Annotated in this window: 11 protein-coding genes and 1 tRNA gene; 10 read left to right on the forward strand and 2 right to left on the reverse strand. The window is 64.7% G+C overall.

The genetic code is table 11. From position 1 onward, the window contains the following. Nucleotides 1–52: 52 nt before the first annotated feature. Both KVT32_RS11395 and mutM read right to left on the reverse strand, forming a co-directional pair. The gene (locus KVT32_RS11395) at nucleotides 53–1,006 is read right to left on the reverse strand and encodes an MBL fold metallo-hydrolase (protein WP_217618222.1); all 954 of its coding nucleotides are present in this window, start codon (nucleotides 1,004–1,006) and stop codon (nucleotides 53–55) included. Between the two features lie 140 nt (nucleotides 1,007–1,146). Beyond that, nucleotides 1,147–1,974 (reverse strand): bifunctional DNA-formamidopyrimidine glycosylase/DNA-(apurinic or apyrimidinic site) lyase, encoded by an 828-nt coding sequence (gene mutM, locus KVT32_RS11400; protein ID WP_062840008.1) that lies wholly within the window; start codon nucleotides 1,972–1,974, stop codon nucleotides 1,147–1,149. Here mutM and KVT32_RS11405 point away from each other — a divergent pair. The 10 genes from KVT32_RS11405 (at nucleotide 1,973) to ychF (ending at nucleotide 12,060) form a co-directional block, all read left to right on the forward strand. Beyond that, nucleotides 1,973–3,859: a lipopolysaccharide assembly protein LapB gene (locus KVT32_RS11405; protein ID WP_062840009.1), complete on the forward strand. Its 1,887-nt coding sequence runs from the start codon at nucleotides 1,973–1,975 to the stop codon at nucleotides 3,857–3,859. The genes mutM and KVT32_RS11405 overlap by 2 nt on opposite strands. Then, nucleotides 3,856–4,458: a lipoprotein insertase outer membrane protein LolB gene (gene lolB, locus KVT32_RS11410; RefSeq protein WP_152382587.1), complete on the forward strand. Its 603-nt coding sequence runs from the start codon at nucleotides 3,856–3,858 to the stop codon at nucleotides 4,456–4,458. Before KVT32_RS11405 ends, lolB begins: the two co-directional genes overlap by 4 nt. Nucleotides 4,459–4,691: 233 nt before the next feature. Next, entirely contained in the window at nucleotides 4,692–6,290 is a 1,599-nt protein-coding gene (locus KVT32_RS11415) for a methyl-accepting chemotaxis protein (protein WP_062840011.1), read from the forward strand. Nucleotides 6,291–6,419: 129 nt separating this feature from the next. After that, complete coding sequence (gene ispE / locus KVT32_RS11420) at nucleotides 6,420–7,361, forward strand: 4-(cytidine 5'-diphospho)-2-C-methyl-D-erythritol kinase (RefSeq protein ID WP_217618223.1); 942 nt, start codon at nucleotides 6,420–6,422, stop codon at nucleotides 7,359–7,361. Between the two features lies 1 nt (nucleotide 7,362). Continuing rightward, nucleotides 7,363–7,439 (forward strand) — tRNA-Gln (locus KVT32_RS11425). 174 nt (nucleotides 7,440–7,613) lie between these two features. Further along, on the forward strand, nucleotides 7,614–8,564 hold the full coding sequence (locus tag KVT32_RS11430; protein ID WP_056325372.1) for a ribose-phosphate pyrophosphokinase: 951 nt from the start codon (nucleotides 7,614–7,616) through the stop codon (nucleotides 8,562–8,564). Nucleotides 8,565–8,713: 149 nt separating this feature from the next. Next, nucleotides 8,714–9,325, forward strand: coding sequence for a 50S ribosomal protein L25/general stress protein Ctc (locus tag KVT32_RS11435; RefSeq protein ID WP_056325375.1), 612 nt, complete (start codon nucleotides 8,714–8,716; stop codon nucleotides 9,323–9,325). A 99-nt stretch (nucleotides 9,326–9,424) separates the two neighbouring features. After that, on the forward strand, nucleotides 9,425–10,021 hold the full coding sequence (pth, locus tag KVT32_RS11440; RefSeq protein ID WP_175156077.1) for an aminoacyl-tRNA hydrolase: 597 nt from the start codon (nucleotides 9,425–9,427) through the stop codon (nucleotides 10,019–10,021). Continuing rightward, nucleotides 10,021–10,791: a type II CAAX prenyl endopeptidase Rce1 family protein gene (locus tag KVT32_RS11445; protein ID WP_175156076.1), complete on the forward strand. Its 771-nt coding sequence runs from the start codon at nucleotides 10,021–10,023 to the stop codon at nucleotides 10,789–10,791. Before pth ends, KVT32_RS11445 begins: the two co-directional genes overlap by 1 nt. 177 nt (nucleotides 10,792–10,968) lie before the next feature. Further along, nucleotides 10,969–12,060, forward strand: coding sequence for a redox-regulated ATPase YchF (gene ychF / locus KVT32_RS11450; RefSeq protein ID WP_128828955.1), 1,092 nt, complete (start codon nucleotides 10,969–10,971; stop codon nucleotides 12,058–12,060). The last annotated feature ends 609 nt before the right edge of the window (nucleotides 12,061–12,669 follow it).

Genomic DNA, 12,669 nt, shown 5'->3' on the forward strand with positions numbered 1-12,669 from the left:
CGCAAGGGGTCGCGCGTGTCCGGTTCTTGCTTGTCGAGGCAGGGTGGGGGGATCAGCCTTCCAGCTGCGCCCACATTTCCAGGTCGCGCTTGTCGGTCCAGATGCGCGGGTGCGTGTGGCCCGTGGCTTCGTCGTAGGCGCGCGACACGTCGAACGGCATGCAGTGGTCGAAGATCACCCAGTCGCTGTAGCGCGGCTTCATGAAGTCGTAGACCTCGCGGTAGATCGTCTTCAGGTCCTTGCCTTCGGCCACGCCGCGGTTCACGGCGCCGTACAGGTCCGTCAGGAAGGCGCGCGTGCCGGCCAGGCCCTGGCGCACTTCGGTGGCGTTCTTGAGGGCGGGGCCGCGGCCCGGGACCATCTTTTCGGCTTCAAAGCCCGCCAGCGCGTCCAGCGTGGTGGGCCAATCGCGGAAGTAGGCGTCGCCGCAGTAGGGCGTGGACTGGTATTCGACCAGGTCGCCGGCGAACAGGATCTTCTGTTCGGGCAGCCAGGCAATGGTGTCGCCCTTGGTGTGGCCGCGGCCGACCTGCAGCAGCTTGACTTCCAGGTTGCCCAGGTTGACCGTCATCTCGCCCTTGAACGTCATGGTCGGCCAGACCAGGCCCGGCGGAATCGACTCGGCGTTGCGGAACAGGCGCGGAAAACGACCGATCTCGCTGGCCTTGTCCTGCTCGCCGCGTTCGGCGATCAGGTCGTAGGTATCGCGGCTGGCCAGGATTTCCTGGGCGTTGTAGGCCGAGGCGCCGAACACGCGCACGGCGTGATAGTGCGACAGCAGGATGTACTTGATGGGCTTGTCCGTCACCTCGCGGATGCGGCGGATCACGTCTTCGGCCATCACCGGCGTGGCTTGGGTGTCGATCACCATGACGGCCTCGTCGCCGATGATCACGCCCGTGTTAGGGTCGCCTTCGGCCGTGTAGGCATAGGCGTTGTCGGACAGCTTTTCGAACGAGACGACCTTGTCGTCCAGGTCCGCGTGCGAGGCGAATTGCTTGCTCATGGAGGCTCCTTCCACTTTTCTAGGAATAGGGTGTGTGGAAGGAAATATAGTCCCGCGTTAGTTTTCGTGCAATACGTTTGCTATAAACGAATTCCCGAGTTGTAACGGCGATTTCGCCATGCGCGTCGTCACGTCGCCCATCAGTTCCGTTGGCATTTTGGGCAGTAGTAAGTCGCGCGCTGGCCCTGGACAAAGCGGCGGATCGGCGTGCCGCAGACCCGGCAGGGCAGCCCTTCGCGCTCGTACACGGCCGCGTGAATCTCGAAGTAGGCGCCCGGTTCGCCGCTGGCGCCCACGTAGTCGCGCAGGGTGCTGCCGCCGGAGGTGAGGGCGTCGGCCAGCGTGGCCCGCACCATGTCGGCCAGGCGCTCGCAACGGGCCAGCGACAGCTTGTTGGCCGGCGTCTTCGGGTTGATGCGCGCGCGAAAGAGGCTTTCCGACGCATAGATGTTGCCCACCCCCACGACCGCCATGCCGGCCAGCAGCACCTGCTTGACGGCGGCGCCGTGGTTCTTGAAGTGCCGGTGCAGCCAGGCGCCGTCAAAGCGCGGGTCGAAGGGTTCGATGCCCAGCTTGGCCAGCAGCGGGTGGGCTTCGAGGGGGCCGTCGGCGTCGTCGTGCCACAGCACGGCGCCGAATCGGCGCGGATCGTGCAGGCGCAGGACCGCGCCATCGAAGATCCATTCGACATGGTCGTGCTTGCGCAGGAATTCACCGGGCGCCACGCTGCGCAGGGAGCCCGACATGCCCAGATGCACGATCTGGGTGCCATGTTCGAAGCGCAGGAGCAGGTACTTGCCGCGCCGCGCGCATTCCAGCACGGTGCGTCCGCCGATCAGGGACGGCAGCTCCGGCGGGATGGGCCAACGCATGCGGGGTTCGTGAACGACCAGTCGCGATAGCGTCTGGCCGGTGATGATGGCGTCGATTCCTCGGCGCGTGGTTTCGACTTCAGGCAGTTCCGGCATGAGCCAGTGTAAGATCATCAATTGCGTGTACGAAGATTGTGCCATCAACCGGACGGGCCGCGTGAAGTCGTCTTTTAAACAAATGAATATCGGGATCGCCGCGTTGGGGCTTGCGCTGGCAGCAATCATGGCCCCGCCGGCCCAGGCCGCCGACGGCCGGACGCGTGACGCGACGGGTCCACGGATGGCTCCCCAGAACCGCCAGCCTGAAACCGAAGTCATCCGCCTGCGCCCAGGTCAATTGCCTTACGTGTCGCTGACCGGCGATATCTTCTACCGCGTACTGGCTTCCGAGATCGCCGCCCAACGGGGCATGTACGGCACCGCCGCCACCACCATGGTCGGTCTGGCCCGCGACACCGGCGATCCCCGCCTTGCCCGCCGCGGCCTCGAGTTCCAGCTTGCCGGGGGCAATCTGCCCGGAGCGCTGGATGCCGCCCGCGTCTGGGCCCGTCTGGCTCCCAACGACATCGAAGCCAGCTCCACCGAACTGGCGCTGGCCGCCGCCAATGGCCAGACCAAGGGCCTGGCCCAAGCGCTGCGCAAACGCATCGATTCCTCGCGCGACAAGCCGGCCGCCATCGGCCAGGCGCTTGCCGTGCTCAGCCGCCTGAACGACCGCCGCCTTGCACTGCGCATCCTGGACGAATCCCTGAGCGACAGCGTGCGCAAGCTGCCCGCCGCGCACCTTGCGCTGGCCGACGTGGCTTCCGCCGCCGGCGACTACGAGCGCGCCGCCCAGGAATCTCGCGCCGCGCTGGCCGCCGACCCCAAATCCGAAGGCGCCGCCCAGCGCGTGCTGGAGTACGGCTCCAAGGTCGATCCCAAGCGCGCTCAGACCGAGGCCCGCGCCTTCATCAACCGCAATCCCGGCGCGCGCAAGGTCCGCCTGATGCTGGCCGGCCAGCTGGCCGACAGCGGCGACTACGACGCCGCCCTGGCCGAGCTTCAGGCCATGTCGCGTCGTTCGCCCGAGGATTTCGACCTGCTCTTCATGCAGGCCCAACTGGCCTACAAGTCCGGACAACTCGCGCAGGCCAAGACCCTGCTGCAGCAGTATCTGGACGTCCAGAACCAGCGCCAGCGAGCCACGGTGCCCGGCGCCACCGACGCCGGAGCGGCTGCCGCCGATGCGCACGTGCTGCTCGCGCGCATCGCCGAAGACCAGGGCCGCTACGACGAAGCCATCGCCGAACTCGGCCGTATCGACGACCCCACGCTGCGCTATTCCGTGCGCATGCGCCAGGCCGCGCTGCGCGCCAAGAGCGGCCGCGTGGACGACGCGCTGGCCATGATCGACTCGGCCGGCCCGCAGGACGAAGAAGAACGCGCCCTGGGTTCGCTGACCAAGGCGCAGATCCTGCGCGATGCCGACCGCATCGGTCAGGCGGTCACTGCCCTGGAAGCCGCGGACCAGGCGCTGCCGGACACGGTTGAGATCAAATACGAACTGGCGATGCTGTACGAACGCCAGAACCGTCTGGCCGACCTGGAGCGCATGCTGCGCCAGGTCATCGCCCTGGATCCGGACCATGCCCACGCGTACAACGCGCTGGGCTACACGCTGGCCGACCACAACCAGCGCCTGCCCGAAGCCCTCGATCTCATCACGCAGGCGCTGGAGCTCTCGCCCAACGATCCGTTCATCCTCGATAGCATGGGCTGGGTCAAGTTCCGCATGGGTGACACCATTGCGGCGGCGGACTACCTGCGCCGCGCCTACAGTGTGCGTCCCGAAGCCGACATCGCGGCCCATCTGGCCGAGGTGCTTTGGGCGCAGGGCAAGCGCGATCAGGCCACGGACCTGCTGCGCGCCGCCTTGCAGAAGGATCCCAAGAACAAGACGGTCCAGGACGTCGTGAAGCGTCTGGGGGTCAATCTGTGACGGCAGTCTTTGCAGGATTTCGCGGCGCGGCGTCCGGCCTGCGCTGGGTGGCGCTGGCGCTGCTTGCCTTCACGCTTGCCGCCTGCACGTCCTTGCCCAAGCCCATCGAAGGGGCCGGCGACGACGCGTTCTCGCGCATTGGCCGCTTTGCCATCACCGTCAACGAAGAAGGCGGCAAGCAGAATGCCGTGCAGGGCGGCTTCTCGTGGTCCGACGATGGGCGCCGCTATGTGCTGGACCTGACCAACCCGCTGGGGTCGACCGAAGCCCGCGTGGAAGGCCGCCCCGGCGCCGCCAGCCTCACCAAGGCCGACGGCACGCGCCTGGTCGCCGACAACCCCGATGCGCTCGCCGAGGACGCCCTGGGCAGCAGCATGCCCGTGTCGGGCTTGCGCGACTGGCTGCGCGGCAAGCTGGCGGCAGATCCGCAGGCCTCTGACGTCAAGCGCGACGAATTGGGCCGCCCCATCGCCTTCGAGCAGGGCGGCTGGCGCGCCAACCTCTCCCGCTACGACGAAAAAGGGCCCCAGCTTCTCGTGCTGGAGCGTCTGGAGCCGGGCCGCCGGATCCTCGTCCGGCTGGTCGTGAATCAATCCTGATCCCGTGCGGCTTTACGGCCGCACGGTGCATCCGGCGTCATCGAATACGGGTTAACCCTTATCACACTGCTGGATTTCCAATCAAGCGAATAAGCGCCGCAAAACGGGGCGTGTTACCGCTTGAAATATATTGCCTTGACTGAATAATTCTCCCTGCCTTAGCGCGAGGTACTTACGCGCAGCAGCAATCGGGGTCGACGCGAGTCTGCCGCCCACCCTTTTGGAGAATGGCCATGTTCAGGAACACCCGCATCGCGACGGTGCTATTGGGAATCATCGCGATCTTTTTCACCTTCCAGCTGGTGATCGGCGCAATGGGCTTTGCCGCCCTGCGCCAGACCAACCAGGATGTCGCGCAGCTCTATCGCCTGTCGCAGCAGCAGGTCAACGCGGTGAACGCCGCTTCGCTGTCGCTGGTTGCGGCGCGTACCGACCTCAGTCGCTACGCCACCCGCGTCGCGCAAGGCAACACCGACGACAAGACCTCGCTCGTCGCGGCGCGCCAGCGCATCGTGTCGGCCGACCGTGCCTTCCAGGGCTTTTCCAGCGGCCTGACCGCCGAGGAAAAAGCGGAATCGGCCGCCATCATCGACGCCTACACCAAGCTCAGCACCAACCTGCAGAACGTGGGCCGAGTCCTTGAAGCGGGCGACATGGAGGCCTACTTCAAGCAAGGCACGCAGTCGGTGCAAGAGCGCCTGGTGAGTGAGCGAGATGCGTTCATCCAGCGCGCCGAGGCCACCGGCCAGGCGGTCATGGACGAAATCTCCATGTTCAACTCGCTCTTCACCGGGCTGCTCGCCGGTATTCTGGCGCTGGGCCTGCTGGTGGCCGTGGGCGCCCACGTGCTGATCCGCCGCATGATCGTGCGTCCGCTGGTCGAGGCGGGCGAGGTCTTTCGCCGCATCGCCGAAGGCGACCTGACGCGTCGCGTCGCCGACTTCGGCAAGAACGAAATCGGCGCGCTGCTCAGCGCGCTCAAGGGCATGCAGGACAGCCTGGTGCGCACCGTGTCGGCCGTGCGCCGCGGCGTCGACGAAATCAACGTCGGCGCGCGCGAGATCTCCTCGGGCAACACCGATCTTTCCAGCCGCACCGAAGAGCAGGCCGCCTCGCTCGAGGAAACCGCGGCCAGCATGGAAGAGCTGGCCACCACCGTGAAGCAGAACGCCGACACCGCGCGTGAAGCCAACCGCATGGTCGCCGCGTCCGAGGCCGTCGCGCAGCGCGGCGGGCAAGCTGTCTCCAGCGTGGTCGAAACGATGCGCGCCATTTCGGGCAGCTCGTCGCGCATCGCCGACATCGTGGGCGTGATCGATGGCATCGCATTCCAGACCAACATCCTGGCGCTGAACGCGGCGGTGGAAGCCGCACGCGCGGGCGAGCAGGGCAAGGGCTTTGCCGTCGTCGCCAGCGAAGTGCGCACGCTGGCGCAACGCAGCGCCGCGGCCGCCAAGGAAATCAAGCAGCTCATCGAAGACTCCGCGCAGAAGGTCGGGGTGGGTTCGGAGCAGGTTGAAAACGCAGGCGCCACGATGCGCGAGATCGTCGAGTCCGTGCAGCGCGTGACCAGCTTGATGGCCGAGATTTCGGCCGCTTCCGAAGAGCAGGCCACTGGCATCGACCAGGTCAACCGCGCCGTGTCGCAGATGGATAGCGTGACGCAGCAAAACGCCGCGCTCGTCGAAGAGGCGGCCGCTGCGGCCGGTGCGCTGGAAGAGCAGGCGCGCCAACTGGCCGGCGCCGTGTCGGTCTTCAAGCTGCCCGACGGTCAGGTCATCGACGCGCCCGCAGCCAGGCTGGGCGCCAGCATGACGCCGCAACTCGCGTAACGTCACCTCGCAGTTCCGCCATCAGCGCGTGTCCGCACGCGTTGGGCGCACGGGCCGGCCCGCCAGTTTTCCTGGCGCGCCGGCCCGTCTCGCTAGAATGACGGAATCCTTTCGCACCGGTTGTCTTTCGTGACTCTCTACGACGTTCCCGCTCCCGCCAAGCTGAATCTCTTTCTGCACGTCGTGGGCCGCCGCGCCGACGGCTATCACCTGCTGCAGACCGTGTTCCGCTTCATCGATCTGTGCGACACGCTGCACTTCGAGGTGCGCGCCGATGGTGTCATCAGCCGCGCCACCGACCTGCCGGGCGTCCCGGAAGATGAGGACCTCACCGTGCGCGCCGCGCGCGCGCTGCAAAAGGCCACGGGCACGCGGCAGGGCGCGCAGATCAGCCTTGAAAAACGCATCCCGCAAGGCGGCGGCCTGGGCGGCGGGTCCAGCGATGCGGCATCGGTCCTGATCGCATTGAACAGGTTGTGGAACACGGGACTGTCCCGTCAGGAACTCATGGCGCTGGCGTTGCCGCTGGGCGCGGACGTGCCCGTCTTCGTCTTCGGCCAGTCGGCATTCGCGCAGGGTATTGGCGAAGATCTCACGGCCGTGACGCTGCCCGAACGCGCCTATCTGGTGGCGCAGCCGGATGCCAGCGTGCCGACCGTTGGCATTTTTTCCGCACCCGATTTGACAAGGGATTCTTCTTACATCACAATAGCGGACTTTCTTGCTTCGCAAACATTTTTGCCTAGCGAATCCGGCGGTAAGTTTGCCAAAGGATGCGCGCTTTACGGAAGAAATGATTTGGAGCCGGTGGTCTACCGTCTTTATCCTGAAGTACTTGGGGCATCGCGGTGGCTTGCTGAACGGGGTTTCCCTGTTCGCATGTCGGGATCAGGCGCATGTTTATTCGCCGAATTTTCCGAAACATCGCAGGCCGTTTTGGCAGAACAAGAAATAACCGCTATAATGCGCGGCGCTGATAAAACATTCAGCCAAACGCATCCACGGTTTCGGTTAGTGCAGGCATGTACTGGGTTAGCTGAACATCCGTTGCGGAATTGGATTGCAAGATAGTTGGGGAGTCGCCAAGCTGGTTAAGGCACCGGATTTTGATTCCGGCATGCGAAGGTTCGAATCCTTCCTCCCCAGCCAACCGAATACATAAAAAAGCTGTTGAACACGCCTGTAAGACACTGGCCCGGGTTCAGCAGCTTTTTTATTTTCCGGATTCGCTGGTGCAAGTTGAATGTGCTGCACTAGGTCTCACCCGCAGGTACCACCCCGCATCACTCGTTAGTGTCTCAAACGACCATCGCATCATCCATCATGGCAAACGATAGCTTCATGATTTTCACGGGCACCGCCAACACTCGGCTGGCCGTGGACGTAGTCAACCACCTCGATATGTCCCTGGGAAAGATGACCGTCGGTCGTTTTTCGGACGGCGAGGTGATGGTCGAGATCAACGAGAACGTGCGCGGCAAGGACGTCTTCGTCCTGCAGCCCACCTGTGCGCCCACCAACGACAACCTGATGGAAATCATGGTGATGGTCGATGCCCTGCGCCGCGCGTCGGCCGGCCGCATCACCGCCGCGATTCCCTACTTTGGCTATGCCCGCCAGGACCGCCGCCCGCGTTCGGCGCGTGTGGCCATCTCGGCCAAGGTCGTGGCCAACATGCTGCAGGTCGCTGGCGTTGACCGCGTCCTGACCATGGACCTTCACGCCGACCAGATCCAGGGTTTCTTCGACATTCCCGTGGACAACATCTACGCCGGTCCGATCCTGCTGGGCGACATCTGGCGCCGCAATTTCTCGAACCTGGTCGTGGTGTCTCCGGACATCGGCGGCGTGGTTCGTGCCCGCGCGCTGGCCAAGCAGCTCGAAGCCGATCTGGCCATCATCGACAAGCGCCGTCCGCGCGCCAACGTGTCGGAAGTGATGAACATCATCGGTGAAGTCGACGGCCGCACCTGCATCATCATGGACGACATGGTCGACACCGCCGGCACGCTGTGCAAGGCGGCCCAGGCCCTGAAAGACCGCGGCGCCGGCGCCGTTTACGCCTATTGCACGCACCCCGTGCTGTCGGGCGGCGCCATCGACCGCATCGAAGCGTCGGAACTCGACGAACTCGTCGTCACCGACACCATTCCGCTCTCCGAGCAAGGCCAGGCCAGCAGCAAGATCCGCCAGCTGTCGTGCGCCGCGCTGCTGGGCGAGACCATCCTGCGTATTTCCAACGCCGAATCGGTCAGCTCGCTGTTCGTCGATTGACGCGTTCGCGTCGATCGGATCACAGCCCGAATTTCCAGTTATTTGCGCCTTGCTGGTCGCGGCAAGGTGCAAACAAGCACGGCGCGCCCTTTGCGCGCCGTGATTTCAACCGGTGAAGTCTCTTCACCTTTATTGTTTCGGAGTTATCCATGAAATTTACCGCCACTGCGCGTAGCGTCCAGGGTTCGAGTGCGAGCCGCCGCCTGCGCCGCGCGGGCCGCGTTCCCGCCATTGTTTATGGTGGTACGGCTGCCCCCCTGAACATCGAACTCGACCACAACGAGATCTACCACGCGCTGCGCAAGGAAGAATTCCACGCATCGATCCTGCAAATGCAGCTCGAAGGCGCCAAGGATGAGCAAGTTCTGCTGCGTTCGGTTCAATGGCACGCCTACAAGCCGCAAGTCCTGCACGTGGACTTCCAGCGCGTCGACGCCAACCAAGCCCTGCGCACCAAGGTGCCGCTGCACTTCGTGAACGCTGAAATCTCGCCGGCCGTGAAGCTGAGCGGTGCGATCATCAGCCACGTGACGACCGAACTGGAAATCACCTGCCTGCCGTCGGCGCTGCCCCAGTTCATCGAAGTCAACCTGGCTGACGTGCTGGCCGGCGGTTCGATCCACCTGGCCGACATCAAGCTGCCCATGGGCGTGACCTACGTCCCCCACGGCGGTGAAGACAACCCCCTGCTGGCCGCCGCGGTCACCAAGGGTGGCGCTGCCGCTGCCGACGAAGCCGAAGAAGCTGCTCCGGCCGCCTAAGTCCTGCCGGAAAGCCCTTGCGGCTTTCCCGCGGCTTACGCCCGAAACCCTGCGTGTGCATTTGCATGCGCAGGGTTTTTTGGTTTAAACACCCCCATCATGTCTACTCCCATACGCCTCATCGTGGGACTGGGTAATCCAGGTCCCGACTACGAAACCACCCGGCACAACGCCGGCTTCTGGCTGGCCGACCATCTGGCGGACGATCTGCGCACTTCTTTTGCGCTCGAGAAGTCTTTTTTCGGCATGGTGGCCAAATCACGCCAGGGCGCGGACAACATCCTGCTGCTCAAGCCCACCACCTACATGAACCGTTCCGGCCAGGCGGTCGGCGCGCTGGCCCGCTTTTACAAGCTGACGCCGGAAGAAGTGCTGGTGCTGCACGACGAACTGGACCTCATGCCCGGACAGGTCAAGCTCAAGCAGGGCGGCGGCCACGCCGGTCACAACGGCCTGAAGGACATCCAGGCCGCGCTGGGCAGCCCCAACTTCTGGCGCCTTCGCATCGGCATCGGCCATCCGCGCACGCTGGGTCTCGCCCAACAGGTCGCCGACTTCGTGCTGCACCCCCCGCGCCGCGAGGAACAAAAGGAAATCGAAGCCGTCATCGACCGCTGCCGCGCCGTCGTGCCCGCCATGCTGGCAGGCGACTTCGCGCTGGCCACCCGCCAGCTGCATAGCGGCAACGAGTCCTGATGAAACCAGGCCCGTCCACCCGGAAGCTGCGCTTTCGCAGCGAGATCGCCGACTTCTGGCGCTTCATCCGCCATCCGCATCCGGTGTCGCGGCTGCCGTGCCGCGCCTGCGGCAGCGGGCTCGCCGCCGACTGGTGGCCGGGCATCGGGCCGGGGCGCCTTCTGGCCTGGGCCGCCGTGCTGTGGGCGATCAACCTCTTCGCGCTGGGCCCCGTGGCCGTGGCCGCCGCCGGGCTGGGCGGCGTGACGCATCGGCTCGATCCGCACAACATTCCCTGGCTGACCGCAGTGCTGTGGGCGCCGCTGGTCGAGGAAATGCTGTTCCGCTACGGACTGCGCCGGCCGCGCCAGGCCTTGTGGCTCATCCCCGCGCTGGTGCCGGTCGTGCTGTGGGGCCCCAAGCTCTGGACGGGACTGCTGCTGGCCGCGTTCATTTTGCTGGCGGTGTGGGGGCTGCGCGCACGTCCTGAGCCGCTCAAAGGCTGGGACACCAACTGGCGCAGGTATTACCTGCAGCACTTCGGCGTCGTGTTCCATCTGGTCGCGCTGACGTTTGCCGCGGTGCATCTGACCAACTTTGTCTACAACAAGACGCCGTACTGGCTGCTGCCGCTGCTGGTGCTGCCGCAATGGCTGACCGGCCTCGTGCTGGGCTGGATGCGCGTGCGCCGCGGCATCGGAGCCGCGATCCTGCTGCATTCCGTGTTCAACGCCGGCCCCATCCTGATGATCTGGCTGGTCATGCGCTACGCGCCGGCCGCGGCCGGTTAAGGCTTCGGGCCGGGGCGCGCGGCCTGAAGGCAAGGGCGCATGTCCGGTAGCGATGTCAGCGTCGTTTCGCCGGCGGCGTCCTCGGGGCCGCATCACGTCCGCCAGGAAGGCGTCGTTTCACCCCGCCGGGGTAAACTACGCCGTTAACGCTCAATACCGTACTTACACAGGATTCCCATGGCTCTGCAATGCGGCATCGTCGGCCTGCCCAACGTTGGCAAATCGACACTCTTCAACGCTCTGACCCGCGCCGGCATCGCCGCCGAGAACTATCCGTTCTGCACCATCGAGCCCAACGTCGGCGTCGTCGAAGTGCCGGATCCGCGCCTGCAGAAGCTGGCCGAAATCGTCAAGCCCGAACGCATCCTGTCCGCCACCGTCGAATTCGTCGACATCGCGGGCCTGGTCGCCGGCGCGAGCAAGGGCGAAGGCCTGGGCAACCAGTTCCTCTCGCACATCCGCGAAACCGACGCCATCGTCAACGTCGTGCGCTGCTTCGAAGATCCCAACGTGATCCACGTCGCCGGCAAGGTCGACCCGATCGCCGACATCGAAGTCATCGAAACCGAACTGGCCCTGGCCGACCTGCAGACCGCCGAAAAGGCGCTGCAACGCCACCAGAAGACCGCACGTTCGGGCGACAAGGAATCGCAACGCCTCGTGGCCGTGCTGGAAAAGTGCGTCGCCCAGCTCAACGAAGCCAAGCCTATCCGCTCGCTGGACCTGACGACCGAAGAAAAGGCCGACATCGCCCAGCTCTGCTTCATCACCGCCAAGCGCGCGATGTATGTGGGCAACGTCGCTGACGACGGCTTCACCAACAACCCGCTGCTCGACCGCCTGACCGAATTCGCCGCCGCCCGCAACGCGCCCGTGGTCGCGATTTGCGCCGCCATCGAATCCGAAATCGTCGACCTCGACGACGCCGACCGCGAAGCCTTCCTGAAGGACATGGGCATGGAAGAACCGGGCCTGAACCGCCTGATCCGCGCCGCCTTCAAGCTGCTGGGCCTGCAAACCTACTTCACCGCCGGCGTGAAGGAAGTGCGCGCCTGGACCGTGCCCATCGGCGCTACCGCGCCCCAGGCCGCCGGCGTCATCCACACCGACTTCGAACGCGGCTTCATCCGCGCGCAAACGATCTCGTACGAGGACTACATCACGTACAAGGGCGAGCAGGGCGCGAAGGAAGCGGGCAAGATGCGCGCGGAAGGCAAGGAATACATCGTGCAGGATGGCGATGTGATGAATTTCTTGTTTAACGTCTGATCTTTCTTCGTACGGTTGGATGCGCTGCTAAGCGCATGGCAGTCGCTCGGGCAGCGCCCGTGCGGCTGCATCCCAAGTTGGAAATGGGGTACCGCGGTGATCACCGCGAAGCGTCGGCATGACACTTCTATCTATTGGGTGCACGTACATTGAGCCACGGCGGCAGCAACTGCACGCCTCTCGACCGCGATCCTCCGGATTGCGCAGCTCATCCGGAACTCTTTTTTCCGCTTACGTGTTCGACGACGTCACTTCTATTCGTCGCGATTGCGTTCGCCTAGCCGAGCCTGCGCGCATTGCTCGCTGCGTCGTGGGAGTCTCGCCGGACAATCACGCAAAGCGAGACCGGCTGTTCCCGGGCAGAGAAATATTGAACAATCACGGGAAGTGAATCGGCCGATACAGGCTCGTAAGAGACAATCGTGTCCGTGCCGCCCTGATTCCAAACCCAGCAGACAACGCAGAGCCGTGCCCACCGGGCCGGCAGCCATGATGGATACTCAAGTGACAAGCATCGATGCAAACATCGAGCGATTTATCAACGCACTCGAAGTAATGGGCGGTTCCGCAGGGAACCAACGGTTGCGCGACGCGTTGGGGTGACAGGGA

The organism is Achromobacter sp. GbtcB20 (genome assembly GCF_019091095.1).
GTDB lineage: Bacteria > Pseudomonadota > Gammaproteobacteria > Burkholderiales > Burkholderiaceae_B > Achromobacter > Achromobacter mucicolens.